Source organism: Niveibacterium sp. 24ML (genome assembly GCF_026586805.1).
Lineage (GTDB): Bacteria > Pseudomonadota > Gammaproteobacteria > Burkholderiales > Rhodocyclaceae > Niveibacterium.
This window is the reverse complement of the sequence record NZ_JAPFHA010000028.1, coordinates 1-26,296: the sequence shown is the minus strand read 5'-3', so window position 1 is coordinate 26,296 and position 26,296 is coordinate 1. Positions and strand designations below refer to the sequence as shown.

27 protein-coding genes are annotated in these 26,296 nt (G+C 63.9%); 8 read left to right on the top strand and 19 right to left on the bottom strand.

Going from position 1 to position 26,296, the window contains the following annotated elements:
* Positions 1–69: 69 nt before the first annotated feature.
* The 9 genes from OPU71_RS18875 to OPU71_RS18835 form a co-directional block, all read right to left on the bottom strand.
* Complete coding sequence (locus tag OPU71_RS18875) at positions 70–903, bottom strand: caspase family protein (RefSeq protein ID WP_267729619.1); 834 nt, start codon at positions 901–903, stop codon at positions 70–72.
* Between the two features lie 116 nt (positions 904–1,019).
* Entirely contained in the window at positions 1,020–1,466 is a 447-nt protein-coding gene (locus OPU71_RS18870) for a phosphate-starvation-inducible protein PsiE (RefSeq protein WP_267729618.1), read from the bottom strand.
* 119 nt (positions 1,467–1,585) lie between these two features.
* Positions 1,586–2,650: a class II fructose-bisphosphate aldolase gene (gene fba / locus OPU71_RS18865; RefSeq protein WP_267729617.1), complete on the bottom strand. Its 1,065-nt coding sequence runs from the start codon at positions 2,648–2,650 to the stop codon at positions 1,586–1,588.
* Positions 2,651–2,888: 238 nt separating this feature from the next.
* Positions 2,889–3,965: a class II fructose-bisphosphate aldolase gene (gene fbaA, locus OPU71_RS18860; RefSeq protein ID WP_267729616.1), complete on the bottom strand. Its 1,077-nt coding sequence runs from the start codon at positions 3,963–3,965 to the stop codon at positions 2,889–2,891.
* Between the two features lie 39 nt (positions 3,966–4,004).
* Positions 4,005–5,441: a pyruvate kinase gene (pyk, locus tag OPU71_RS18855; protein WP_267729615.1), complete on the bottom strand. Its 1,437-nt coding sequence runs from the start codon at positions 5,439–5,441 to the stop codon at positions 4,005–4,007.
* 170 nt (positions 5,442–5,611) lie between these two features.
* The gene (locus OPU71_RS18850; RefSeq protein WP_267729614.1) at positions 5,612–6,796 is read right to left on the bottom strand and encodes a phosphoglycerate kinase; all 1,185 of its coding nucleotides are present in this window, start codon (positions 6,794–6,796) and stop codon (positions 5,612–5,614) included.
* Positions 6,797–7,024: 228 nt separating this feature from the next.
* Positions 7,025–8,023 (bottom strand): type I glyceraldehyde-3-phosphate dehydrogenase, encoded by a 999-nt coding sequence (gap, locus tag OPU71_RS18845; protein WP_267729613.1) that lies wholly within the window; start codon positions 8,021–8,023, stop codon positions 7,025–7,027.
* A 115-nt stretch (positions 8,024–8,138) separates the two neighbouring features.
* Complete coding sequence (gene tkt / locus OPU71_RS18840) at positions 8,139–10,142, bottom strand: transketolase (RefSeq protein WP_267729612.1); 2,004 nt, start codon at positions 10,140–10,142, stop codon at positions 8,139–8,141.
* Positions 10,143–10,324: 182 nt separating this feature from the next.
* Entirely contained in the window at positions 10,325–11,200 is an 876-nt protein-coding gene (locus OPU71_RS18835; RefSeq protein ID WP_267729611.1) for a phosphoribulokinase, read from the bottom strand.
* A gap of 110 nt (positions 11,201–11,310) precedes the next feature.
* Between OPU71_RS18835 and OPU71_RS18830 the strand changes: the two genes are divergently transcribed.
* Positions 11,311–11,550, top strand: a complete 240-nt coding sequence (locus tag OPU71_RS18830; protein WP_267729610.1) for a hypothetical protein — start codon at positions 11,311–11,313, stop codon at positions 11,548–11,550.
* A 14-nt stretch (positions 11,551–11,564) separates the two neighbouring features.
* On the opposite strand, the gene OPU71_RS18825 is transcribed toward OPU71_RS18830, so the two are convergent.
* The gene (locus OPU71_RS18825; RefSeq protein WP_267729609.1) at positions 11,565–12,365 is read right to left on the bottom strand and encodes an inositol monophosphatase family protein; all 801 of its coding nucleotides are present in this window, start codon (positions 12,363–12,365) and stop codon (positions 11,565–11,567) included.
* Complete coding sequence (locus tag OPU71_RS18820) at positions 12,366–13,007, bottom strand: thioredoxin family protein (RefSeq protein ID WP_267729608.1); 642 nt, start codon at positions 13,005–13,007, stop codon at positions 12,366–12,368.
* Between OPU71_RS18820 and OPU71_RS18815 the strand changes: the two genes are divergently transcribed.
* The 5 genes from OPU71_RS18815 to OPU71_RS18795 all read left to right on the top strand — a co-directional run bounded on the left by OPU71_RS18815 (position 12,963) and on the right by OPU71_RS18795 (position 16,873).
* Complete coding sequence (locus tag OPU71_RS18815; RefSeq protein ID WP_267729607.1) at positions 12,963–13,685, top strand: 16S rRNA (uracil(1498)-N(3))-methyltransferase; 723 nt, start codon at positions 12,963–12,965, stop codon at positions 13,683–13,685. The two genes, OPU71_RS18820 and OPU71_RS18815, sit on opposite strands and share 45 nt — an antisense overlap.
* Positions 13,686–13,804: 119 nt before the next feature.
* The gene (gene argA / locus OPU71_RS18810; RefSeq protein WP_267729643.1) at positions 13,805–15,124 is read left to right on the top strand and encodes an amino-acid N-acetyltransferase; all 1,320 of its coding nucleotides are present in this window, start codon (positions 13,805–13,807) and stop codon (positions 15,122–15,124) included.
* A gap of 102 nt (positions 15,125–15,226) precedes the next feature.
* Positions 15,227–15,499 carry an oxidative damage protection protein gene (locus OPU71_RS18805; protein ID WP_267729606.1) on the top strand — a complete coding sequence of 91 codons (273 nt, stop codon included), beginning with the start codon at positions 15,227–15,229 and terminating at the stop codon, positions 15,497–15,499.
* Between the two features lie 25 nt (positions 15,500–15,524).
* Entirely contained in the window at positions 15,525–16,541 is a 1,017-nt protein-coding gene (locus OPU71_RS18800) for a phospholipase A (protein WP_267729605.1), read from the top strand.
* 71 nt (positions 16,542–16,612) lie between these two features.
* Positions 16,613–16,873: a hypothetical protein gene (locus OPU71_RS18795; RefSeq protein WP_267729604.1), complete on the top strand. Its 261-nt coding sequence runs from the start codon at positions 16,613–16,615 to the stop codon at positions 16,871–16,873.
* 167 nt (positions 16,874–17,040) lie between these two features.
* On the opposite strand, the gene OPU71_RS18790 is transcribed toward OPU71_RS18795, so the two are convergent.
* The 8 genes from OPU71_RS18790 to OPU71_RS18755 all read right to left on the bottom strand — a co-directional run bounded on the left by OPU71_RS18790 (position 17,041) and on the right by OPU71_RS18755 (position 24,692).
* Entirely contained in the window at positions 17,041–17,832 is a 792-nt protein-coding gene (locus OPU71_RS18790; RefSeq protein WP_267729603.1) for a sugar nucleotide-binding protein, read from the bottom strand.
* A gap of 20 nt (positions 17,833–17,852) precedes the next feature.
* Entirely contained in the window at positions 17,853–18,779 is a 927-nt protein-coding gene (locus OPU71_RS18785; protein ID WP_267729602.1) for a sugar phosphate isomerase/epimerase family protein, read from the bottom strand.
* A complete protein-coding gene (locus OPU71_RS18780; protein WP_267729601.1) occupies positions 18,776–20,590 on the bottom strand; it encodes a putative bifunctional diguanylate cyclase/phosphodiesterase in 1,815 nt (604 codons plus the stop codon). Before OPU71_RS18780 ends, OPU71_RS18785 begins: the two co-directional genes overlap by 4 nt.
* A gap of 154 nt (positions 20,591–20,744) precedes the next feature.
* Positions 20,745–21,143: a YidB family protein gene (locus OPU71_RS18775; protein ID WP_267729600.1), complete on the bottom strand. Its 399-nt coding sequence runs from the start codon at positions 21,141–21,143 to the stop codon at positions 20,745–20,747.
* Between the two features lie 31 nt (positions 21,144–21,174).
* Entirely contained in the window at positions 21,175–22,356 is a 1,182-nt protein-coding gene (locus OPU71_RS18770; RefSeq protein WP_267729599.1) for a glycosyltransferase family 4 protein, read from the bottom strand.
* 9 nt (positions 22,357–22,365) lie between these two features.
* Positions 22,366–22,734 (bottom strand): diacylglycerol kinase, encoded by a 369-nt coding sequence (locus OPU71_RS18765; RefSeq protein WP_267729598.1) that lies wholly within the window; start codon positions 22,732–22,734, stop codon positions 22,366–22,368.
* Positions 22,701–23,909, bottom strand: a complete 1,209-nt coding sequence (locus OPU71_RS18760; protein WP_267729642.1) for a glycosyltransferase — start codon at positions 23,907–23,909, stop codon at positions 22,701–22,703. The genes OPU71_RS18765 and OPU71_RS18760 overlap by 34 nt, the downstream gene beginning before the upstream one ends.
* 3 nt (positions 23,910–23,912) lie before the next feature.
* Positions 23,913–24,692, bottom strand: a complete 780-nt coding sequence (locus tag OPU71_RS18755; RefSeq protein ID WP_267729597.1) for a UDP-2,3-diacylglucosamine diphosphatase — start codon at positions 24,690–24,692, stop codon at positions 23,913–23,915.
* Positions 24,693–24,785: 93 nt separating this feature from the next.
* Here OPU71_RS18755 and rpiA point away from each other — a divergent pair, with 93 nt between their 5' ends.
* Positions 24,786–25,460, top strand: a complete 675-nt coding sequence (gene rpiA, locus OPU71_RS18750; protein ID WP_267729596.1) for a ribose-5-phosphate isomerase RpiA — start codon at positions 24,786–24,788, stop codon at positions 25,458–25,460.
* A 48-nt stretch (positions 25,461–25,508) separates the two neighbouring features.
* On the top strand, positions 25,509–26,186 hold the full coding sequence (gene phoU / locus OPU71_RS18745; RefSeq protein WP_267729595.1) for a phosphate signaling complex protein PhoU: 678 nt from the start codon (positions 25,509–25,511) through the stop codon (positions 26,184–26,186).
* Positions 26,187–26,296 lie beyond the last annotated feature (110 nt).

The following is a 26,296-nucleotide window of genomic DNA, read 5'->3' as shown; positions in this document are numbered from 1 at the left end:
CGAACGGCGTGCTGGGCGCCTTGCCTGCCATCAAGCGGCGGGACGCCGGCGGTGGCGCCCCGGGGCTGTTCAGCCGCCGATGGCCTTTGCTTTCTGGCCGCGCTCGGCGTTCAGTTGTGGGATCTGCGTGTAGCGGTTTGCTTTCAGATCGTCGCGCACCAGCTTGAGCAATTCGCTGCGCTTGATCTGGCCTTTGGCGGCCTTGACCCGTGCGGTGAGGTAGTAAGTGAATGCGCCGGCCCATGCTTTGCCGATCTTCGCATCGGCGCTGGTCTGGTTTGCCTTGCAACCGGCCCAGAGAATCGCGTGCTCGACGCCGGCGTCGTCCAGACGCTTCTGCAGGCCCGGGGCGCTGCGTCCGGTCATGTTGTCGATCGCGATCGGCGTGGGCGGCGGCAGCCAGCGTGGCTTGCGCGTCAGCAGCATGTCGATCGCCTTGAGGCCGGTGCCGCTGTGGCAGGTGTCGAAGAAGCACTCGATCAGCACGGTCTTGGGTACCTTCTGGAAGAGCTTGCGCAGTTCATCGTCGATGATCAGCCGGTCGCGATCCCACTCGCCGTTTTTTTCGGCGAGGTCGTGCATGCAGAAGGCCTCGTCGGCGTTGTCGGCCTCGTCGTCATCCAGATCCGGCACCTGCGTGCCATGGGTCGAGAGACTGAACACGAGATGGCTCACCTTGCCTGCGACGGCGGCATCGACAAGCTTGCTCAGCGTGCTGAACACCTTGGCCTTGGTCGCCTGCGCTTCGGTGAGGGTCTGGATGTCCTCTGCGGCAAAACCAAACTGCTTGATGAGCATGTCCTGCATGCTCGCCACGTCGTTCAGGCAGCCGTTCAGTTGTGCGCCCGGGTAGTTCTTGAAGGTATTGATGCCGACACAAAGTGCACGTTTGGCGCCTGCCATGGAAAGCTCCTCAGTTCGGTGGTTGTTTGGCATGCGCGTGGCGCATCCCATTCGTATAGCACGTGTGCGCGCGAGCGCAAGGCCCGCGGCGCCAGGGCGACGTGTTGCGACGGGTGTCATTCCCTCACATAGGGTTTCTTGGGCGGCGTGTCGCGATCCTCGTTATAGGGGTAGCGAACATGGCCATAGCGGATCACCAGCACGCCAATTGCGAGCAGGAGGATCGCGCCCGACACGGCGAGCATGCGCAGTTCGTTGAGTTCTTTCAGATCCAGGATCAGGTAGCGTGCGAGCGCCACCATGCCGATGTAGAGCGGAAAGCGCACAGGCAACTGCCCGCTCTTGAAGTACTGCGCAATCATCGTCAGCACTTCGAGGAAGAGGAACATCAACAGCAGATCGGTGAGGGTGACGCGGCCGTTGTTCCACATGAGGGCGACTTCTTCCCACATGGCGAGCGCGGTTGCGACGGCGACCACCGCAAGGCCGAAGAATTCAACCCACTCGAGGGCGTACTTGAAAACCGCGCGGGCGCGGTGCAGAGGGGTGCCGTTAGGTGTCATGGTGTGCCCGGGGGGAGGCAGCGCGGATTGCGCGCCCCGACTATACCTGGCACCGCTGCATGACGACAGCTGCATCTGCCCCTGGGGGCGGCATTGCGCCGGCCCCAGGGCGATGGAGATTACGCGATCTTCTGAGCCAGCTCGCCCGACTTGTAGCGGGCTGCCATGCTGTCGAGCGACAGGGCGCGGATCTTCTGCGCCTGGCCTGCTGCGCCGAATGCTTCGAAGCGTGCCTTGCAGATCGCCTTCATGGCGTTCTTCGCTTCAAGCAGGTACTTGCGTGGGTCGAAGTTCTTGCCGTCTTTCGCCAGGTGGCGACGGATCGCGCCGGTTGAGGCCATGCGCAGATCGGTGTCGATGTTCACCTTGCGCACACCATGGCGAATGCCTTCAACGATTTCCTCAACCGGCACGCCGTAGGTGCTGCCCATGTCGCCACCAAATTCATTGATGATCGCCAACCAGTCCTGGGGCACCGACGAGGAGCCGTGCATCACCAGATGCGTGTTCGGGATGCGGGCGTGGATCTCTTTGATGCGGTCGATGCGTAGCACCGCGCCGGTGGGCGGGCGGGTGAACTTGTAGGCGCCGTGCGAGGTGCCGATGGCGATCGCGAGCGCATCGACGCCGGTGGCGCGGACGAATTCGGCGGCTTCGTTGGCGTCCGTCAGCAACTGATCGTGTGAGAGGGCGCCTTCGGCGCCATGGCCGTCTTCCGCCTCGCCGTGACCAGTTTCGAGCGAACCAAGGCAGCCCAACTCGCCCTCCACCGATACGCCCACGGCGTGCGCGAGTTCGACGACCTTGCGCGTCGTCGCAACGTTGTAGTCAAAGCTCGACGGGGTCTTGGCATCTTCGAGCAGAGAGCCATCCATCATCACGCTTGAAAAACCGGAGCGGATTGCCTGGATGCAGACGGCAGGGCTTGCGCCGTGGTCCTGGTGCATTACCACCGGGATGTCCGGATGGGTTTCGAGCGCGGCCAGGATCAGGTGCCGCAAGTAGGCCTCCCCCGCGTATTTCCGCGCGCCGGCAGAGCCCTGCATGATCACCGGGCTACCGGTTTCTTGCGCGGCTTCCATGATCGCCTGCACCTGTTCAAGGTTGTTCACGTTGAAGGCGGGCAGACCATAGTCGTGTTCCGCAGCATGGTCCAGCAGCTGGCGCATCGAGACGAGAGGCATCTGGGTTACTCCATTTCAGGGTGGAATTGCCGCGAAACGGGGGGCTGTCGCAGGCGAAATCGATGGGTCAGGCTCTGAGGCGCCCATCGCGAGGCCGGCATTCTCGCTGATTTGGCCGTCGAAGGGGCGTCAGGAGTTTCCATAAGTCGGCCGCGGCAGCGATTCGTCACCCGCCAGCGCGTCAACGAAAAAAGGCGCCGCCCTTGCGGGACGGCGCCTTTCGCTGAACGGCTAGTGCTTACAGCACGTCGATCGCGTTCAGTTCCTTGAAGGCCTGCTCAAGGCGGGCAATCATGGTTTCCTGGCCCTTGCGCAGCCACACGCGCGGGTCGTAGTACTTCTTGTTCGGGCTGTCCGGGCCTTCCGGGTTGCCCAACTGGCCCTGGAGGTAGGCTTCCTTGGCCTTGTAGTAGTTCAGGATGCCTTCCCAGCATGCCCACTGCGTGTCGGTGTCGATGTTCATCTTGACGACGCCGTAGGAAACCGAATCCTGGATTTCCTGCGCGGTCGAACCCGAACCACCGTGGAACACGAAGTCGAGGGTCTTGGCCGGCACGCCGAACTTCTCCGACACGTACTTCTGCGAGTTGTCGAGGATCGACGGGGTCAGCTTGACGTTGCCCGGCTTGTACACGCCGTGCACGTTGCCGAACGAAGCCGCGATGGTGAAACGCGGGCTGATCTTGATCAGCTTCTCGTAGGCGTAGGCGACGTCTTCCGGCTGGGTGTACAGCGAGGACTGGTCCATGTGGCTGTTGTCGACACCGTCTTCTTCACCGCCGGTGCAGCCGAGTTCGAGCTCCAGCGTCATGCCCATCTTGGCCATGCGTGCGAGGTACTTTTCGCAGATCTCGATGTTCTCTTCGAGCGACTCTTCCGACAGGTCGAGCATGTGCGACGAGAACAGCGGCTTGCCGGTCTCGGCGAAGTGCTTTTCACCTGCGTCCAGCAGACCGTCGATCCACGGCAGCAACTTCTTGGCTGCGTGGTCGGTGTGCACGATGACCGGCACGCCATAGGCGGCAGCGACGGCGTGGACATGCTTGGCGCCGGAAATGGCACCGATGATCGCGGCTTGCTGGCCTTCGAGCTTGAGGCCCTTGCCAGCGATGAACTGTGCGCCACCGTTCGAGAACTGCACGATGACCGGTGCCTTCGCCTTGGCGGCGGCTTCCAGCACGGCGTTGATCGAGTCGGTGCCAACGCAGTTGACGGCCGGCAGTGCGAACTTGTTGGCCTTCGCAACAGCGAAGACCTTCTGCACGTCGTCGCCGGTGATGACGCCCGGCTTCACGAAATCAAAAATCTTGGACATGGCTTCTTCCAATCTCTGGTTTGTACGGGGAGGTTCGAGTCAGCCGTTTTCGCCGATACGAACGATCTTCAGGCTGTTCGTGCCGCCAGACTGGCCGACCGGATCACCGACGGTGAACACAACGATGTCACCGGGTTGCACAACCTTGTTCTTGAGCAGGATCTTTTCTGCGTCGCGGAGCAGGCGTTCGCGATCGATATTGTCTTGCGGCGGGGTCATGATCGGATAGACCTCGCGCATCAGCGCGCACTTGCGCACCGTGACCGGATCCGGCGTCAGCGCGTAAACCGGCAGGCCCACGTTCAGACGGCTCATCCACAGCGCGGTCGAACCGGACTGCGTCAGCGCTGCGATGGCCTTGGCGCCCATGTGGTGCGCGGTGAACAGCGCGGCCATGGCGATCGATTGGTCAATACGGCTGAAGGTGCGATCGAGGAAGTGCTGGTCGAGCTGGATCGGGTTGAACTTCTCGGCTTCGGTCGCAACGCGCGCCATCACCTGAACAGTTTCAACCGGGAACTTGCCGGCAGCGGTTTCGGCAGACAGCATGACCGCGTCGGTGCCGTCGAGCACCGCGTTCGCGACGTCGGACACTTCGGCACGGGTGGGAACCGGGCTGGAGATCATCGATTCCATCATCTGGGTCGCGGTGATCGTCAGCTTGTTCATTTCGCGAGCGATGCGGATCATGCGCTTTTGCAGCGCCGGCACCGCAGCTTCACCCACTTCAACCGCCAGGTCACCACGGGCAACCATGATGCCGTCGGAGGAGTTCAGGATCTCTTCCAGTGCCTTGAGCTCAACCGCTTCGGTACGCTCGATCTTGGCGATCGTCAGAGCGTGGCCGCCGGCTGCGCGCATCAGCGTCTTGGCCATGTACATGTCCGCAGCGCTCTTCGGGAAGGACACAGCGAGGAAGTCCACACCCATCAGGGCTGCGGTCTTGATGTCTTCCATGTCCTTGGCGGTCAGCGCCGGTGCGGTCAGGCCGCCACCCTTGCGGTTGATACCCTTGTTGTTCGACAGTTCGCCGCCTTGAACTACCTTGGTGTGGATCTCGGTGCCCTTGACCTTCTCGACTTCAAGGGTGATCTTGCCGTCGTCCAGCAGCAGGATGGTGCCGTTCGACACGTCGCGCGGCAGCTCTTTGTAGTCAAGACCGACGCGTTCCTGGTTGCCCATCGTGCAGGTTGCGTCGAGGATGAACTTGGCGCCGTTTTCCAGCGTGATCTTGTTCTTCTCGAACTTGCCGACGCGGATCTTCGGGCCTTGCAGGTCGGCGAGGATGCCGACGTTGCGACCAACCTTGGCAGCCGCTGCGCGGACCATGTTGCCGCGATTGATGTGGTCTTCGGCCGTGCCGTGCGAGAAGTTCATGCGCACGACGTCAACGCCTGCAGCGATCATGCGCTCAAGCGTTTCTGGGTCTGACGATGCCGGTCCGAGGGTGGCGACGATTTTAGTATGGCGTTGCATCCGAGCTCCTTTTTGGGGGGATGTCGTGACGGTCATGCCGTCACCAGGGGGAGATGATTCGGGGTGCAGCGGGTGCATCCTGGCGCCCGCCGCGTGCCCTGAATTGTAGTAAGCAGCTTTGCTACATGCCGAGTAAGCGCGTGACCCGGACAGGCGCCGCGCGCTTGAGTTCAGCCTTCGGCGCGCTTCATCAGCGCATCGACTGCCGGCAGGGTCTTGCCTTCGAGGAACTCGAGGAAAGCGCCGCCACCGGTTGAGATGTAGCTGACTTTGTCCGTGATGCCGAACTTGCCGATGGCAGCGACTGTGTCGCCACCACCCGCAATCGAGAAGCCTGCCGAGCTTGCGATCGCATCAGCGATCGCTTTGGTGCCACCGGCAAACTGTTCGAATTCAAAAACGCCCACCGGGCCGTTCCACACGATGGTACCGGCCGCCTTGAGCTGGTCGGCAAGCACCGCCGCGGTTTGCGGGCCGATGTCGAGGATCATTTCGTTCTCGGCAACGTCGGCTGCGGCCTTGGTTGTCGCCACCGCGTCGGCCTTGAACTCGGTCGCGACCACGACGTCGGTCGGGATCGGCACGCCAGCGCCACGCGCGGCCATCTTGTCGATGATGCGCTTGGCTTCCGGCACCAGATCGGCTTCCATCAGCGATTTGCCAACCGGCAGGCCCATCGCGGCCATGAAGGTGTTGGCGATGCCGCCACCGACGATCAGTTGGTCAACCTTGTCGGCGAGGCTGTCGAGAATCGTGAGTTTGGTCGAAACCTTCGAGCCGGCAACGATCGCAACTAGCGGACGAGCGGGGTTGCCCAGTGCGCGGCCGATGGCGTCAAGTTCAGCGGCCATCAGCGGGCCGGCGCAGGCAATCGGCGCGGCCATCGCCAGTGCGTGGGTCGTTGCTTCGGCGCGGTGCGCGGTGCCGAATGCATCATTGGCATACACATCGCAGAGCTTGGCCATCTTGGCGGCCAGGTCTTCGTTGTTCTTCTTTTCGCCCTTGTTGACGCGGCAGTTTTCCAGCACCACCACATCACCCGGCTTGACGTCGAAACCGCCATCGACCCAGTTCTGCACCAGGCGAACCGGCTGGTTCAACAGCTCGGAAAGGCGCTGGGCGCAAGGGGCGAGGGAGTCGTCGGGCTTGAATTCGCCTTCGGTCGGGCGACCCAGGTGCGAGGTCACCATGACACCAGCGCCTTTTTCGAGCGCCAGCTTGATGCCGGCCACGGAGGCACGGATGCGGGTGTCGTCGGTGATCTTGCCGGCGTCGTCCTGCGGGACATTCATGTCGGCGCGAATAAACACGCGCTTGCCCGCTAGATCCAGGTCGGACAGTTTCTTGAATTGCATGGCGATTTTCTCGATTTCAAGGGAGTGAAATTCCGTGGCCACTCGCCGATCTTTAGTGTCGGCGCTGGACCAACGATCAGTTTGCCGCTAATCGTGCTCTTGCACGTTGCGCAAACGCAAACCGGTCGAAGGGGGGGCGTTCGGAAAGGTCGAGGCCAAATAAAAACACGGAGGTCCCGGCCTTGGTTTGCACCGGGAGCTCCGTGTCAGTTCATGCGTTCAGTCCGATCACTTGGAAACGACGCGAACCATCTCCAGAACCTTGTTCGAATAGCCCCACTCGTTGTCGTACCAAGAGACAACCTTGACGAAGGTGCCATCAAGCGCCAGACCAGCTTCTGCATCGAACACCGAGGTGCAGGGTTCGCCGCGGAAGTCGGTTGCGACAACCTTGTCTTCGGTGTAGCCCAGAACACCCTTCATCGGGCCTTCCGACGCGGCCTTCATGGCAGCGCAGATTTCCTTGTAGGTGGTTTCCTTGTTCAGTTCGACCGTCAGGTCAACCACCGACACGTCAGAGGTCGGCACGCGGAAGGCCATACCGGTGAGTTTCTTGTTCAGCTCGGGGATCACGACGCCGACTGCCTTGGCTGCACCGGTCGAGGACGGGATGATGTTCTCGAGGATGCCGCGGCCGCCGCGCCAGTCTTTGTTCGACGGGCCGTCAACGGTCTTCTGGGTGGCGGTGGCAGCGTGCACCGTGGTCATCAGGCCGCGCTTGATACCGAACGTGTCGTTCAGGACCTTGGCAACCGGAGCCAGGCAGTTGGTGGTGCAGGACGCGTTCGAGACGATCGCCTGACCTGCGTAGGTCTGGTGGTTCACGCCGTACACGAACATCGGGGTGTCGTCTTTCGACGGAGCCGACATGACGACCTTCTTGGCGCCAGCGGCCAGGTGCATTTCGCCGGTTTCCTTGGTCAGGAACAGGCCGGTCGATTCGACGACGACGTCAGCGCCGACTTCGTCCCACTTCAGTTCAGCCGGGTTCTTGATGGCCGTCAGGCGGATCTTCTTGCCGTTGACGATCAGGGTGTTGCCTTCGACCGAGACGTCGCCTTTGAAGCGGCCGTGCACCGAGTCGTACTTCAGCATGTATGCGAGGTAGTCGGGCTCAAGCAGGTCGTTGATGCCGACGATCTCGATATCGGAAAAATTCTGGACGGCAGCGCGGAAAACCATACGGCCGATACGGCCAAAACCATTGATACCAACCTTGATCGTCATTTTTTTCTCCTGGTTAAGGGGGGGCAAACGTGAATACCACCTGAACGACTGTCGCGGGTTGCGCGACCGGCACCTGACCGGGGCAATCAGGTGCGCTGAGTTAATCAAAGCTACTTTACAGCAGTGATTCGACTGCGTTTTTGACGTAATCGGGGGTGAACCCGAAATGTTTGAACAATTCGCCGGCCGGTGCGGACTCGCCAAAGGTGTCGATACCGACAACTGCACCGTTTCCGCCTACGTAGCGATACCAATGTGCGGTGACTCCGGCTTCGACCGCGACTTTCGGCAGCGCTGGCGGCAGCACCGAGGCCTTGTAGGCGGCATCCTGCTTGTCGAACAGGTTGGTGCTTGGCATCGACACGATGCGCACCGGCACGCCCGCTTCGGCGAGTTGCTTTTGTGCTGCGAGAGCCAAGGCGACTTCAGAGCCGGTGGCGATGATCACGGCCTTGGCGCCTTCGGCGTCTGACAGCACGTAGCCGCCGCGGCGGATGTCGGCGACTTGCTGTGCGCTGCGTGGCACGAAGGGCAGGTTCTGGCGCGAGAGGGCGAGCACGGTCGGGCCGTCGCTGCGTTCGATCGCGCTGGCCCAGCCGGCCGCCGTTTCGACGCTATCGCAAGGGCGCCAGACGTCCAGGTTCGGGATGATGCGCAGGCTTGCGACGTGTTCGACCGGTTGGTGCGTCGGGCCGTCTTCGCCGAGGCCGATCGAATCGTGTGTGTACACCATGATCTGGCGTTGCTTCATCAGCGCGGCCATGCGGATTGCGTTGCGCGCGTAGTCCGAGAACACCAGGAAGGTCGCGGTGTAGGGGATGAAGCCGCCGTGCAGTGCGAGGCCGTTGGCGATCGCCGTCATGCCGAACTCGCGCACGCCGTAGTTGATGTAGTTACCACCTGCGTCGCGTGTCACGCTCTTCGAGCCCGACCACAGCGTCAGGTTCGAGCCGGCGAGGTCCGCGGATCCACCCAGCAATTCAGGCAGCGCAGGTGCGAAGGCTTCGATTGCGTTCTGGCTGGCCTTGCGGGTGGCGATGGTCTCGCCCTTGTCGGCGATTTTTGCCAGCGCAGCGTCGCGCTTGGCCGACCAGTCGGCCGGCAGTTCGCCTGCCAAGCGGCGCACAAATTCGGCAGCCAGTTCGGGGAAGGCGGATTGGTAGGCCGCGAAGCGGGTGTTCCATTCGGCCTCGCTGGCTGCGCCGGCTTCCTTGGCGCTCCACTGGGCATACACCTCAGCCGGGATTTCGAAGGGCGCGTGGTTCCAGCCGATCGCCTTGCGGGTCGCCTCGATCTCAGCCACGCCAAGCGGGGCGCCGTGTGAGTCGTGGCTGTCGGCCTTGTTCGGCGAACCCATGCCGATGATGGTTTTGCAGATCACCAGCGTCGGTTTGGTGGTTTCAGCCTTGGCGGCGACGGTGGCGGCATCCAGTGCTGCGGCATCGTGGCCGTCGATCGGGCCGATCACCTGCCAGCCGTAGGCTTCGAAGCGCTTCTTGGTGTCGTCGGTGAACCAGCCCTCGACATGGCCGTCGATCGAGATGCCGTTGTCGTCGTAGTACGCAATCAGCTTGCCCAGACCCAGCGTGCCGGCGAGCGAGCAGGCTTCGTGTGAGACGCCTTCCATCAGGCAGCCGTCGCCGAGGAAGGTGTAGGTGTAGTGATCGACCACGGCATGGCCGGGGCGGTTGAATTCAGCTGCCAGCAGCTTTTCGGCCAGCGCGAAGCCGACGGCGTTGGTGATGCCCTGGCCAAGCGGGCCGGTGGTCGTCTCGACGCCGGCGGTGTAGCCCACTTCCGGGTGACCCGGCGTGCGCGAGTGGAACTGGCGGAAGTTCTTCAGGTCGTCGATCGTGACGTCGTAGCCCGTCAGATGCAGCAGTGCGTAGATCAGCATCGAGCCGTGGCCATTGCTGAGGATGAAGCGATCGCGATCAGCCCACTTCGGGTTGGCCGGGTTGTGGCGCAGGTGGCGGCGCCACACGACTTCGGCGATTTCGGCCATGCCCATCGGCATGCCGGGGTGGCCGGAGTTGGCCTTCTGGACGGCATCCATCGCGAGCGCACGGATGGCGCCTGTAAGTGCGTTGAATGCGGGAAGCGGGCGATTGGTCGACATCGTGAACACTCTGACTGTTGGTTCGGGATGGCCTGGCGCGGTCTTCGTGGCGGACGCGTCTCAGACGCTTCTTGCACCATTGCGGTGCAGCAAAGTCCACAATTATGAGCGAAAACCTAATCCGGGCGTTAGTCGGTTTTCTTTATGGCCCTCTGCCGCAGCAGGTGGGGCCGTGCGAGGCTTTAGAGCAGGGCGCGGCGACGCTCGATCAATTGCAGCACGAGCGGGGTCATGATCAGCTGGATCGCTAGATCCATCTTGCCGCCCGGCACCACGATGGTGTTCGGGCGGCTCATCCACGCGCCATCGAGCATCGCGAGCAGGTAGGGGAAATCCACGCTGCGCGGGTCGCGAAACCGGATCACGACCATCGATTCATCGAGTGTTGGAACGTCGCGCGCGATAAATGGATTTGAAGTGTCGACCAGCGGTACGCGCTGGAAATTGATATGCGTGCGCGAAAACTGCGGCACGATGTAGTGAACATAGTCCGGCATGCGACGCAGGATCGTGTCCTGCACCGCGTCGATCGAGTAGCCGCGCACCTTGGTATCGCGCAGCACCTTTTGCACCCATTCGAGGTTGATGATCGGGACAACGCCGATCAGCAGATCGACATGCTGCGCGAGGTTGATCGTGTCGGTGACGATGCCGCCATGCAGGCCCTCGTAGAACAGGCAGTCGGTGTCCGGCGGCAACGCTTCCCAGGGGCTGAAGGTGCCTGGGCGCTGTTTCCAGGGCGAGGCCTCGGTTTCGTCATGCAGATACCAGCGGCGTTGCCCGCCGCCACTTTCGGCATAGTGCCTGAAGCAGGCTTCGAGCTCGGGGAAGAGGTTTCCATCCGGGCCGAAGTGCGACAGCGGTGGCGCCCCCGCGCGCTCTGCCTTTGAGATGGCGCGTCGCATGCCCTCGCGATCGTACTTGTGGAAGGCGTCGCCGGCGACATGGGCGGCGTTGATCATCTCGCGCCGGAAGATCCATTCAAAGCTGCGCTGCACGGTGGTCGTGCCAGCGCCGGACGAGCCTGTTACCGCGATGATCGGGTGCTTCGCAGACACGATTGCTCCTTTGAAGGGCGTGGGCTGATGTTAGCGCAAGCTCCGCGCGTGCGGTCAGCGGCAGAGCCGGCGGCTAGAATGCAGACCTCACGACTCTGCGGGGGTTCGCAATGCGGCTGATCCTGATCCTGATTGTCCTGGCGCTCGTTGGCTGGCTCGCCGCCAGCAACCTGAAGTCGCAGTCCTCGGCGGTTGGCGACGCTGCGCGCAAAGCCGGCGTGGAGGTGCCGAAGGACGCGCCGCCGCGTGAGCAGGTGGAGGCGGTTGGAAAAGCGGTCGAGCAGATCCACGCGCAGGAGGCCGAGGCGCGCAAACGGCAGCTCGACGAGGCCGAGAGCGCAGCCAAGTAATTCGGCGCGCCCGCTCAGCCGCCCGCCTGCCGCAACCACGCAAGCCATTGCGCATGCAGCGCCGGGCTTGAGGCGACGACCACCGCCTGCTTGCCCTCCGGCTGGGCTTGCAGCGCCCGCCCTTCGAGGTCGCTTGCCATGCCGCCAGACTCCTCCACCAGCAGGCGGCCGGCCGCGTAATCCCACAGCATCTGTCCGCCATGCAGGTAGACATCAAGCCGGCCGGCTGCAATGAAGCACCACTCGAGGGCGCTGGAGCCGAAGTTACGCAAGGAAAAGCAGGGCGACTGCACGGCCAGATGCGCGGCCAGTGACGGCGGCACCCGCTTGAAGTCCACGCCCCCCACGCTGGCGGCGAGGGTTTTCGGGGGCGTACGCAAGGGGAGTCGCTGGCCGTTCAGCCACGCGCCGGCGCCTCGGCCGGCATAGAACGCTTCGTCGGCGATCGGGTTATACACAACACCGAATTCCGTCCGCCCATCTACCAGGAAACCGACCGAGAGCCCGAAGATCGGGATTCCGTTGGCAAAATTGGTGGTGCCGTCGATCGGATCGATCACCCAGATGCCGCGGTCGCCGTGCGCCCACACTTCGTGCTGCTGTTCCGCGCTCATCTCTTCGCCAAGAACCGGCGCGTCGATCACGTCACGCAGTCGTTCGGCCAGGGCGCGCTGGGTCGCGCCGTCTGCTTCTGTCAGAGAGGTGCCGTCAGCCTTCTGCTGCCGACTGGCTTTGAGGTAGCGCGGCATCGTGACTTCGCGCGCCACTTCGCGGACCACCGACTCCAGTGCGCGTGCGCGTGCAAGCATGGGCATTCAGGCCTCCCGCCATTTGATCGAACAGCCGATTGAGGGCACCTGCTCAGCGGGGCCGTGACCGCTGGTGGCGACAAGTTGCATCGCTTCGAACAGATCGCGACGCGCATCAGCCGGGGCAGCCTCCTTGCGCGAGGCGTCGAGGCGGCCGCGGTACTGCAGTTGGAGCGCGGCGTTGTAGCCGAAGAAGTCCGGCGTGCAGACGGCGCCGTAGGCCTTGGCAACCGCCTGTGTCTCGTCGAGCAGGTAGGGGAAAGGAAAGTCGTTCTCCCTGGCGACGCGCAGCATGTTGTCCCAACTGTCTTCGGGGTAGTCGCTCGGGTCGTTCGACATGATCGCAACGCAGCCGATGCCCAGCGCGGTCAGTTCGCGCGCGTCGCGCACGATGCGGTCAAGCACCGCCTTGACGTAGGGGCAGTGATTGCAGATGAACATCACAAGCAAGCCCTTGGGGCCGCGGCAGCTTGCAAGCGAGTGTCGCTTTCCGTCGGTGCCGGGAAGCTCGAAGTCGGGGGCCGGAAGGCCAAAGTCGCAGAGGGGCGTTGCGGTGCTGACCACAGTGCAGTTCCAAGGGGGGCGCCAACTTATAATAGTACGATGCACGCCCGATTCTTCTGCCCCGAGCTGCCCGCTGCCGGGCATGAATTCACGCTTCCGCCGGAAGTCGCCCACCATGCCGACCGCGTACTGCGCCTGCGCGCGGGCGAGCAGGTCACGCTGTTTGATGGCGCCGGCAATGAGGCAGAGGCGACCCTGCTGCAACTGGGGCGCGACCCGCGTGCGCGCATCGATGCGCTGCACGAGACAGATCGTGAAGCGCCGCTGAAGGTGACGCTGGTGCAGGCGCTGGCGACCGGCGACAAGATGGACTGGATCGTGCAGAAGGCGGTTGAACTGGGTATCGCCGCCGTGCAGCCGGTTGCGGCGGAACGCAGCGTCCTGCGGCTCGATGGCGCGCGCGCTGAAAAGCGGGTCGAGCACTGGCAGCAAGTGGCGGTGTCGGCCTGCGAGCAAAGCGGGCGCAATTGCCTGATGCCGGTGGCGTCGATTCGCGCGCTGCCGCAGTGGCTGGCCGAGCCCTTCGCGGGCGAGCGCTGGGTGCTGGCGCCGGAGGGCGGCGAGCGTTTGAGCAAGCTCGGCGCGCCCACGCAGCCGGTGGCGCTGATGATCGGCCCCGAAGGGGGCTGGTCCGATCGCGAACTCGGGGCGGCCAAGGCCGCTGGCTGCCGGCCCGTGGCGCTGGGGCCACGCATTTTGCGCACCGAGACGGCTGGCATTGCTGCAATGGCGGCAATGCTGGCACTCTGGGGCGATTACTAAGCGGGCAAATCCCTTGCCCGCACTTTTCTGAGGAAGGACCAATGCCGCATTCGAAGTCGGATCAACAAGCGGACCCGGACGCACGGGTCATTAGCGACAAGGTGTCGGCGGGCACGATGATGCGTGACGCCGACGCGATCCGGTTCGTCGAATGGGTCCGAGGCGCCGCGCCTTACGTGCATGCGTTCCGAGGCAAGACCTTCGTGCTGGGCTTCGGCGGCGAAGTGGCCGAAGGCGATCTGCTCGAAAAGCTCTGCTACGACTGCAACCTGCTCGCTGCGATGGGCGTGCGGCTGGTGCTGGTGCACGGCACGCGGCCACAGATCGAAGAAGAACTCGCGCGGCGCAATCTGCCTTCGCGTCTGCACGAAGGTGTGCGCGTGACCGATGCCGAGGCGCTCGAATGCGTGAAAGCGGCGGTCGGGTCGAGCCGCATCGAAGTCGAGGCGCGGCTCTCACAAGGCTTGCCGAACACGCCGATGGCCGGCGCCCACATGCGCGTGACCGGCGGCAACTTCATCACCGCCAAGCCGGTCGGCGTAGTGGATGGCATTGATTACCAATACACCGGCGCGGTGCGCAAGGTGATTGCCGACGAAATTTCAGCCGACCTTGATCAGCAGAACGTGGTGCTGATCTCGCCGCTGGGCGTGTCGCCCTCCGGCGAGATTTTCAACCTCGCGATGGAGGAGGTGGCCGAGCAGGTGGCGATTGCGCTGGGCGCCGAGAAGCTGATTTACCTGTGCGACGCGCCGGGCTTGCTCGATGAGCAGGGCCGCTTGATCGAAACGATTACCGCCGACGAAGCCGAACGCATGTTCCGCGCCGACCGCGGGCTCACCGAAGATCTTCACTTGTTCCTGCCGCGCGCGATCCGTGCCGTGCGTTCGGGCGTGCATCGCGCGCACTTGCTTGATCGCGACAAGGACGGCGGCCTGCTGCTCGAATTCTTCACCCGTCAGGGTGTTGGCACGATGGTGTCGAAGGAGTCGCTCGCCCGCTTCCGCGAGGCGACGATCGAAGACGTCGGCGCGCTGCTCTCGATCATCGCGCCGCTGGAAGCGGACGGCACCCTGGTGCGGCGTTCGCGCGAGCTGATCGAAATGGAAGTGACCCGCTTCTCGGTGGTCGAGCACGACGGGGTGATGGTGGGCTGCGCGGCGCTGTATCCGTTCTCGGAAGAGCGTGCGGCCGAGATGGCCTGCCTTGCCGTGACCCAGCAGTTCCGCCGCAGCGGGCTGGGCGAGCGGCTGATGCAGCACATCGAAGCGCGCGCGCGGGCAAGCGGGCTGGAGCGATTGTTCGTGCTCACCACACGCACCGAGCACTGGTTCCGCGAGCGCGGCTTCCGCGAAGTGTCGCCGGATCAGCTGCCGCAAGAGAAACGCCAGCTCTACAACTTCGAGCGCCGCTCGAAGGTGCTGATGAAGCATCTGTGATTACGCGGGGCGGCTGAATCGGGGCCGCCCCGGCGCGTTAGAATGGCCGCCGTTTTCGGCGCGTGCCGTGCAGGATTCAACCTGTTTCAAGGACAGACTCAAATGACTCGAATGGTTCAGTGCATCAAGCTTGGCCGTGAAGCCGAAGGGCTCGACCGCCCGCCTTACCCCGGCGCGCTTGGCGCGAAGATTTATGAGCAGGTTTCCAAGGAGGCCTGGGCGGGCTGGATCAAGCACCAGACCATGCTGATCAATGAAAACCGCCTCAACCTGATGGATGCGCGCGCCCGCAAGTATCTGGCCGAGCAGATGGAACGCTACTTCTTTGCGGGCGGTGCCGATCAAGTACAGGGCTACGTGCCCCCTTCGGCCTGAAAACGCTGACCCGGAGCAGACCTCTATGCGACTGAGCAAACACCCTTTGCGGCTGCTGTGTGGTGCCGCGCTGATCCTGAGCGGTGCCGCCAACGCGGGCATTGCGGACTGCCTCGACCTGGCGGGCGACGACGAGCGCCTGGCCTGCTACGACCGCGAATCGGGCCGCAACACGCGCAAGGCGCTGGCGCCCAAGCCTGCCAGTGAGCCGGTTTCCTCGCGCTTGTCCGAGCGCTGGGAGCTCAACCCCGAACACAAGACCGGCACCTTCCAGTTCCGCTATCACCAGCCGATCTACTTTCTGGTGAACTGGAGCGACAACATCAATACCTCGCCCTCATCACCCACGCACAGCGTGAATCTGAAGGCGGCTGGCGATGAGTACAACGAGCTGCCGTGGATGGCGACCGAGGTCAAATTCCAGCTCTCCTTCAAGGTGAAGGCCTGGGAGAACATGATCGGCGACAACGGTGATCTGTGGCTGGCCTACACCCAGCGCTCGTTCTGGCAGTTGTTCAACAAGGATGTCTCGGCGCCCTTCCGCGAAACCAACTATTCGCCAGAGCTGATCAACACCTGGCGCACCGATCTGTCGGCCGGCGGGGTGTCGCTCAAGATGGTCAACCTGGGCCTGATTCACCAGTCCAACGGTCGCGCGGGGGAGTTTTCGCGCTCATGGAACCGGGTGTATGCGCAGTTCGGCGTTGAGGCCGGTAACCTGGCCGTGCTGGTGCGGCCATGGCACCGGCTTGAGGAAGAGATATCGAACGACGACAACCCGGACATCGAGGACTACATGGGGCGTGGCGATCTCACCGCCATCTATCTCCGTGGCAAGCACCAGTTCTCGCTGGTGGGCCGGCATAGCCTGCGCAGTGGCGACCGCAGCCACGGGAGTCTGGAATTCGACTGGGGATTCCCGATCCAGGGCAATCTGAAGGGCTACCTGCAAGTGTTCACTGGCTACGGCAGCTCGCTGATCGATTACAACCACAAGCAGACCACCATTGGCGCAGGCATCTCGCTGGCCGAATGGCTGTGAGGGGCGTCGCGGCGCTTGTCGCAGGGCTTTGCGTGTGCACGCAAGCCGCGTCGGCGGCGCCCGCGACGATAATGCTTTTGCCGGGCAAGGGGCATGAGGACTGCCGCTTGCTCGATGCCGGTCAGGGCATGGCCTACCGCTTCACGGCGGATGCGCCGCTTGAATTCAATGTCCATCGCCACGACGGCGAAACGGTGATCTCCCCCGTTCAGATCGCCCGCGCCAAGGCGCTCGACGCGATATTCGACGCCGATGTGCGTGCCGAGTGGTGCTGGATGTGGGTGAATCGTGGCCGCGAACCGGTCCGTCTTGAGGTCAAGGTCGGCGTCTGAGCGGCCTGTCTGCAACGGACAAACGCTTGGCCCGGACGGGCATGGTTGCCCCGGGGGGGCTTGCAGCACAATGAAGTCGTCAACCCGCCAGTGCTGGCGGTGCTGCAACTCTCCTCTAGTGGTTTATTTGCCCCGCCGTGCAATGCACCGCGGGGTTTTTCTTTGCGTCAGCGCGCGAGCGATGGCAGGTGTACCGCGAGCGCGGGCATGCCATGGCGTGGATCGATGAGGCGCTGGTCATACACGTAGTCTTCGTTCTCGGCGATCTGCCAGTGGTAGCCAAAAGTCTGGCTGAGCGCGCGCAGGATGTCGGCGAAGCTGGCGCCATCACGATTGGAATCAAGCATGTAGAGCCCTGGCGGGGCATCGATCAGTCGCAGCAAGGCGGTGGCGGTGTCATCCACAAAGGAGCAGGCGGGCTGCCAGCGCCGCGATGCGCCGATTGCGCCGTGCGCCGCCATTTCCCGATGGGCGTGCGCGACCATGTTGTTGCCGCTGCCTTGCGGATCGATCTGCCAGCCCAAGCGTGCGACGCGCGCGCCGCCGGGGTGGCGAAGCAGCACGCCATGCTCGGCGCAGCGTTTCTCGAAGCCATACCCTTCGCGCGCATTGGTGGCCGAAGCCAGTGTGAAGGGGCCGCTGAGGCTGTTGTCGAACACCAGCGCGGTGCTGGTGAATACCAGCGGCAGGCCGCGTTGCGCAGCGTAGTCCGCTAGGCCTAGAGACCAGTCAACCGTGGTGCGCCAGCCCTCGTTGTCGCGGCCGGTTGAGGTGGCGGCAACGGCCAGATGCAGGATCGCGTCCGGCGCGATGGCATCGATGTAGGCAGGGTGCGAAGCGGGCGTGAGCGGGTCGGCCGCCTGGCGATTCCAGCCAATGAACTGATGGCCGGCCGCAACTGCCGCGCGGTTGACGGCCGTGCCGAGCGTACCGCTGCTTCCCGTGACAAGGAGTTTCATGCGCGTTCCTGATCCTGATTTCAGTCGACCTGCTTGAGCCCGCGCATCCAGCGGGCGGTGGCGCCGATTGCTTCGCTCGCCGGGGCGTAGCCTTCGTGTTCGATCGACAGCGCGCCGCGATAGTCGATGGCCCTGAGCGCATCCAGAATGCCTTGCCAGCAGGCGGCGTCGTGGCCCTCGCCGGGCGGGGCGAAGTACCAGGCGCGCTCATCCATGCGGGCGTGCGGGGTGCAGTCGAGAATGCCCAGGTCGTCCAGCGCGCCGTCGCGGAAGCAGACGTCCTTCAGGTGGAAGTGAAACACCGCTGCGCCGAGTCGCGCGATGGCGCGTGCCGGGTCGATGCGCTGCCACCACAGGTGGCTCGGGTCGATGTTGGCGCCGATCGCCGGCCCGCATGCCTCGCGCAGGCGGCGCAGCGTGGCGGGTGAGTGCACCGCGAAGCCGCCGTGCAGCTCCAGCGCGATCTTCACGCCCAGTTCCTGCGCGCGCGCTGCGATCGGTTGCCAGTACGGGATCAGGTGTTCCTGCCATTGCCGTTCGTACTGGTCGGCGTATTCCTGCGGCCAGCCGATCACCGGCCAGTTGAGCACGCCGCCGGTGCCGGGTTGGCCGGAGAACCCCACCACCACCGGCACTTCGAGCGCGTTGGCGGCTTCCAGGGCGGCGCGAAAGTCGCGATCGTGGGCGGAGGCCAGTGCGTGGTCCGGGTGCAAGGGGTTGCCGTGGCACGACAGCGCCATGATCTCGATGCTCCGCGCGCGACAGGCGTCGAGCAAGGCGCTGCGGGCGCTTTCGCTGCTGGCCAGTTGCTGCGCGTTGGCATGGCGGGTGCCGGGGTATCCGCCAACGCCCAGTTCAAGGGCGTGGATCTGATGCGTGGCGAGGTAATCGAGCGCGCCCGCGAGGCTGTCGTGGGGCAGGCAGGCGGCAAAGGCGGCGAGCTTCACGATTCGCGGGGCGGGTCGAAAAACACTTCGAAGTCTGCGGCGCTGCGTGCCGGGCTGAAGTAGAAGCCTTGAACGGTCGGGCAGCCGGCCTCACGCAGGAATTCAAGCTGTTCGCGCGTTTCAACGCCTTCGGCGGTGACTTCGAAACCGAAGGTCTGCGCCAGGTGGAGGATCGAGCGGGTGATCGCGATATCGCCCGGATGCACCGGCAGGCCCTTGACGAAGCTGCGGTCGATCTTCAGGCGATGGATCGGCAACTGCTTGAGATAGGCGAGGCTTGAGTAGCCGGTGCCGAAATCGTCTACCGCCAGCGCAACGCCGAGCGCCGCGATCCGCGCCAGGGTCGAGATGTTGGCGTCGGCGTCGGCCATCAGCACGCCTTCGGTCAGCTCCAGTTCCAGCGCGCTGCCCGGCACGTTGGTTTCGCGCAGCCGTGCCGCCAGGCGTTCGACAAAGTGCGGGCTGGTGAAGTGGGTGCCGGAAATGTTGATCGCAAGGCGGAAGTTCAGGTGCCCCGCAGCGCGCCAGGCAGCGAGCTGCCGCAGCCCGGTATCGAGCACCCACTCGCCGACGGCTTCGATCAGGCCGGTCTGCTCGGCAACCGGGATGAAGCGGGCGGGCGGTATCGGCGCGCCGTGGCTATCGCGCAGGCGAAGCAGCGCCTCTGCTCCAACGATGCGCGCGGTCTGCGTGTCAGCCACCGGCTGGTAGTGCAGATCGAAAGCCTTCTCCTTGAGCGCCTCGCGAATGCGCAACTCGATCCGGCGTTGTTCAACCGTTTCGCTGGCGAGCGCTTCTTCGAACCAGCAGATGCGGTTGCGGCCTTTCTTCTTGGCCTCGTACATCGCGATGTCGGCATGCTTGATCAGTGTTTGCCGATCGTTGCCGTGCTCGGGATACACCGCGATGCCGATGCTGCTGGAAACCGTGTACTTCACGCTGCCGATTTCGTAAGGCGTGCCGATTGCGGTTTCGATACGGCCGGCGAGGTCGTCCAGCGCGTCCGGGCTGTCGGACCCAAGTGGCGAGAGCAGCAGGAACTCGTCGCCGCCCAGGCGCACGAGCAGATCGTTGCGGCCGGTTTCGCCCTTGAGGCGCGCGGCCAGTTGCCGCAGCAGTTCGTCGCCCACCGAATGGCCGTCGGTATCGTTGATCAGCTTGAAATTGTCCAGATCCAGGAAGAGCGCGGCAAAGCGCGTGTGGCTTGCGGCGAAGACTTCGAACTGGTCTTCGAGATGGCGGCGGTTGTAAAGCCCGGTCAGCGGATCGTGCTGCGCGAGGAACTCCACTTCGCGCTGGTAGCGTTTTTGCAGCGTGATGTCACGCGCAATGCCGGCGGTGCCGACGACTTCGCCGTTTTCGCCGAACACCGGCACCTTGATGGTTTCCGCCCAGCCGATCTCGCCGTTCTCGCGGTGAATCTCTTCTTCGTAGCGCGCAACTTGTCGGGTCTCCATCACCATGCGGTCATGCGCCTGGTAGTGGGCGGCCATCTCGGGGGGGGACAGGTCGTAATCGGTCTTGCCGACCAGCGATGCCGGTGCGCTCCCGAACACATCGGCGAATTTGCGGTTGACCAGTTTGAAGCGGCAGTCGCGATCCTTGAGCCAGGCCAGGTCGTCGATGCTGTCCATCAATGCCTGCTGGTGGGCCTGCAGCAGGCGCGTCTGGGCCAGCGCGGCGAGTGCCGAGGTGCGCGAATCTTCGGTTTCTTCACGTTCGCGCAGCATGGCCTTGTCGGCACGGCGCGCGCCCAGCCAGAACGCGATGGGCAGGCCGATGACGAAGGCAAGGAGCACCCAGCTTGTCATTGGAGCCGTCGCTCGAGTAAGCAGGGATGGGCGAGGTGGAATCCAGGGGCCATGACAGCGCAATAGGTCGTGAAGTAGCGAATACTACAGAAACGACAACTATCTGCTGCACTTGAGCGGCCTCTGCCTTGACAGAGGCCGGTACTGCAAGCGTTTAGCTGCGGAAGAGGGCGCTCAGCCCCTGCGCGAGCAGATCGCCGCTGCCATCGAGCGAACCGTTCGGCGTCAGCTTGTCTACCAGTTGCGGCAAGCCCTGGGCCAGTTGTTCCGAGACAGCGCCGGGATCAAGCCCCAGCGCGCCGGCGAGCTTGCCCAGCGTATCCGGCCCGAGAGCGGCAGCCAGTTGATCGCCTGAAACCGGCAGGTTGCTGCCGGTACCGACCCACGATTTCACCTGATCGGCGAGGCCCGCCTGGTTCAATTGGGCGAGCAGGCCGCCCAATCCGCCTTCGTGGTTCTGAAGCAGTTGCATTGCCATCTGCAGTAGTGGGCTTGAACCACCCTCTGCGCCGCCGCCCAGAAACTGCCCAGCCAGTTGATCGAGCAAGCCCATTGCGTACTCCTGTGAGGTGGAAAACCTTCAGTCAAGCCGAGGCGGCGGCTTTTGCCAAGCCCGATCGGTTCTGTGGATCGCCGTGGCGCAGGATCGTGGCGCGCAGGCTTGCTTCGAAGTCGGCCACCACCGCCTCCCAGGCGAGCGGCAAGACGCTGCGGCGGGCGGCTTCGCCAAGGCGTTCGCGCAGCGCCGAATCGCCCGCCATGCGGCAGGCTGTCTGGATGAAAGCCTGGGCGTCGTCTTCGGGGGCCACGCAACCGTTTTCGTCGTGGCGGATCAGCAATGCGGCGGCCGCGCAGTCGTAGGCCAGTACCGCCAGCCCGCTGGCCATCGCCTCTACGGTGACGTTGCCGTAGGTTTCGGTGAGGCTGGGGAAGAGGAACAGGTCGGCCGAGGCGTAGTGCGTGGCGAGATCGGCACCGTAGCGGGCGCCGGCGAAGTGATGGTCGGGGTGCGCGCGGGCCAGCGATGCGCGGGCCGGGCCGTCGCCCACCCACACCATGCGGGCCTTGGGCTCCTGCGCGCCGATGTGGCGAAACGCGGCCTCCACCAGCGCGAGGTTTTTCTCTGGCGCCAGGCGGCCGACGTTCATCACCACCAGCCCGTCGCTTGCGACGCCCCAGCGCGCGCGCAGGTTGTTGTCGCGCCGCATGGGCGAAAACAGCTCGGTATCAACCCCGCGCCCCACCACGCCGACGCCGGGGATGCCTTGCGCCCCCAGGCTGGCGGCCAGTTCGGGCGTGGGCACCAGGGTTGCGTCGGCGCTGCGGTGGAAGTGGCGCAGCCAGCGCCCGATGGCCGGTTTGAGCACGCCGGCGCCGTAGTGGCGCGAATAGCGGTCGAAGTTGGTGTGATAGCCCGAGCTCACCGGAATACCCAGCTTTCGCGCCGCCTGGATCGCCGACCAGCCGAGCGGGCCTTCGGTGACGACGTGAATGGCATCGGGCCGCAGTGCCTCCCAGCCGCGCTGCAGATAACCCCGCGCCGGCAGCCCGAAGCGCAGGCCAGGGTAGCCCGGCAGCGGCAGGCCGCCGACCAGCCACTCGTCGGCCAGCGGGGTTTCGCGGCGCTGCTGCCGCGGCCTCACCACGGTGATGCGGTGGCCGCGCGAGCGCATGCCGTTGATCAATCGTTGCACGGTCATCGCCACGCCGTTCACTTCAGGCGGGTGGGTTTCCGTGACGACGGCAATGCGCAGCGGGTGGGTCATGGCGGGGCCTCAGGCTAGCAGTACGCAAGTCCAGACAAGGACAACGTTCGTCAGGGCAACGAATACCGCGGCGCTGCCGATGTCCTTGGCGCGCTTGGAAAGCGTGTGGCTGTCGAGTGAAATCCGGTCGACCGCCGCTTCAATGGCGGAATTGAGCAGTTCCACGATCAGCACCAGCAGCACGCTGCCAATCATCAGCGCACGGCCGACCATGCCCACCGGCAGCAGCAGGGCGGCGGGGATCATCAAGGCGGCGAGCAGCACCTCTTGCCGGAAGGCGTCTTCATGCCGGTACGCGGCGCGGAAGCCTTCCATCGAGTAGTGCATTGCGTTCCACAGGCGTCTTAGGCCTGTTTTGCCTTTGAAGGGGCTTTCCATGTGTTTTCCTTGGTTGCGTGGGCGAGGCAGACGTCGCGGTAAAGCATGGCCATGCGCGCGGTGAGGGCATCGTCCGACCAGTCGCGGGCGAGTACCCGTGCCTGCTCGCCAAGCAGACTGCGCAATGCGCTGTCACTTGTGAGCCGCGCCATCGCATCGCCGAAGGCGCCCACATCGCACGGGGGCACCAACGCGCCCTGGTGCGCGCCGAGCAAGTCACAGGTCCCCATCTCGGCCAGCGCCACAACCGGCAGGCCGACGGCCATGGCTTCGATCAGCACCAGCCCCTGTGTTTCGGTGCGTGAGGCAAACGCAAACAGGTCGGCGGCGGCGTAGCAGTCGGGCAACTCGCGGGCGCGGTCAAGGTAGCCGATGAAGCGCACGTGATCAGCCTGCCCGAGCGCCTTCGCCCGTTCTTTCAGGGATTCGAGCGCGGGCCCCTCGCCGGCGACCACCAGCAGGAGTTCCGGCACCGTGCAGCGGGCGTGCGCAAGGGCTTCGATGAGGAAGCCGATGTTCTTCTCGTGTGCCGCGCGGCCGACAAACAGCGCCACCGGCTGATCGGGCGGAATGCGGTAACGCGCGCGGAATCGCGCGCGGTGGCTGGCGCGATCGCCGACCGAGAACTGCCCCACCGGTACGCCGGTTGGCAACACCTGAAGCGGTGCGGTGATGCCGTATTCGCGCAGGCGCTGGGCCATCGCGTGCGAGGGCACGATGGTTGCGTCAAGCGCGTTGCACTGGCTGCGCGAGAGCCTGCGCGCGAGGCCGCGCAGCCACGATTCGGGCAGCATCGGTGCGTAAAGATGGAGGTATTCCTCGAACAGCGTGTGGTAGGTGGCGACCACCGGCAGATTGAATCTGCGCGCTGCCGCCAGCCCGGCGTAGTGCGCGGCGAAGGGGGTCTGGATGTGGATCAGGTCGGCTTGTGCGGCGGCCTTCATGACCGCGCTGCGGACCCGGTGCGGGGCCACGAAGCGATCTTCCGGGTCACCCGGTACGCGCCAGCCGGGCAGGCGGGTAATGCCGGGCTCGCCCGATTCATCTTCGTAGCGCGGCACCACCAGTTCGACTTCGACGCCATGTTGCGGCAGGCCGCGGCGGTGGGTGTCGATGGCGGTGGATACGCCGTTGACACGCGGAAAATACACGTCAGAAACCATCAGTACGCGCATCACTCAGGCTTTCTCCAGTAAGTCGGGGCTTGGCAGCGCGTTGGTGGCTGGCCTTTGCCAGGTCACCAGTTCAAGTCGGCCGTCCAGGTGTTCGACGATGCCGGTGCAGGAGTCGACCCAATCGCCGCAGTTCACATAGGTCAGGCCGTCGACTTGCCGGATCGCTGCCCAGTGGATGTGGCCGCAGATCACGCCATCCAGATTGCGTTCGCGCGCGGCGTGGATCACCGACTCTTCAAAATCGAAGATGAACTGCAGCGCCGTCTTGACGCGCCGCTTCGCGTATCCGGCCAGCGACCAGTAACCGGATATGCCCAGTTTGCGGCGGATGTATGACAGCGCGATGTTGAGCCGTACCAGGAGCGTGTAGGACATGTCACCGAGCACGGCGACCCACTTGTGGTAACGCGTGACCTGGTCGAACTCGTCGCCGTGCACCAGCAGGAAGCGGCGGCCGTCGGCGGTGGTGTGCACATGTTCGTGTTCCACCCTGACATCGCCGAACACCGTGCCGCAGTAATCGCGCAGGGCTTCGTCGTGATTGCCGGGGATGAAGATGATCTCTTCCCCGTGGCGGGCGCGTCGCAGCAGTTTTTGCACCACCGTGTTCTGCGCGGCGCTCCAGTGAATGCTGCGGCTCATCGCCCAGAAGTCAATGATGTCGCCGATCAGAAACACCTTGTCGGCGGGGTGTTCGCGCAGGAAGTCGAGCAATTGCTCGGCCTGGCAGGCGCGGGTTCCGAGGTGGATATCGGAGAGGAAGAGGGTTCGCACGCGCGGCATGGCGGCGGATCATCCGGGCCGCGTGTTGCAGGGGCATGACGATGTGACTTCGCTACAATTACGCTCCGATCGCAGTCTTACTCAAGCCAGACCATGAACCAGGATCAGCTCAAACAACTCGTTGCTCAGGCTGCGGCCGACTATGTCGCTGCCCATGCCCCCGCCGGCTGCGTGCTCGGTGTTGGCACCGGATCGACCGCCAACCTTTTCATTGACGCCCTCGCGCCGATCAAGTCGCGCTTTGTCGGTGCCGTTTCCAGCTCTGAAGCGAGCAGCAGGCGGCTGGAGTCGATCGGCATTCCGGTGCTCGATCTCAATACCGTGAGTGAGATCCCGATCTATGTCGACGGCGCGGACGAAGTCGATGGTGGCCTGCACGCCATCAAGGGGGGCGGGGCGGCCCTGACGCGCGAGAAGATCGTTGCTGCAGTGGCACGCGAATTCGTCTGCATTGCCGATGCCAGCAAGAAAGTGCCGGTGCTCGGCAAGTTTCCGCTTCCGGTCGAAGTCATTCCGATGGCACGCGAGCAAGTGGCGCGTGCCTTGCGTGCGCTAGGTGGCGAGCCGCGCTGGCGTGAGGGCGTGATAACCGATAACGGTAATGTCATCCTGGACGTGCATGGTTTGGCTATCGTTGACCCGGTAGCCCTCGAAAGCGAGATCGACCACATCACCGGCGTGGTGACCAGCGGACTGTTTGCGCGTCGTCGCGTCGATCTGCTGTTGATCGGCGGCCCCGATGGTGTCGAACGACTGTCACGTACTTGAAATGAACTGCGCGTAACCTCTGCGGGTTAGGCTTGAAAGGATTGAGGCATGAGCGAACACACATCCAAGCAGTTCGACGTCGAACTCGAAAGCATTCGCACCCATGTGATGGAGATGGGCGGGCTTGTCGAACAGCAGATTACCCGTGCAATCGAGGGCCTGGTCGAAGGTGACCAGAACCTGATCGAGCGCGTGATTGAAGACGACCACCGCGTCAATGCACTCGAAATGGCGCTGGACGAACTGTGTACCCAGGTGATCGCCAAGCGTCAGCCTGCCGCAATCGACCTCCGCCTCATTTCCGCAGTGCTCAAAGCGATCACCGACCTTGAGCGGATCGGCGACGAAGCCAAGAAAATCGCCAAGATGGCAAAGGCCATCCACGGCGGTGCGCTGGCTGTGCCGCGTGTTCAGCTCTCGCACATGGCTGAAATGGCCATTGCGGAAGTGCGCAACGCGCTGGACGCCTTCGCTCGCATGGACACCGATGCCGCCGATGCCGTGGTGCGCGCTGACAAGCAGATCGATGCCGAATTCAAGGGCGTCATGCGACAGGTCATCACCTTCATGATGGAAGACCCGCGCACGATCTCCGGCGGCATCGACATCATCTTCGTGGCCAAGGCGCTCGAGCGCATCGGCGACCACGCCAAGAACATGGCCCAGTATGTGTACTACATGGCGCGTGGCGAAGATGTTCGCCACAACAAAACGCCAAAAGCCTGAAGCAAGGCATCAGAAAAAAGGGCGGCCTGGAGCCCAATGCCAGTCAGTTAACCGCTGTCTGGCATTTTTTTCGTCGGAAATTTGTGTGCTCGGTTCTTGACGACTCTGGG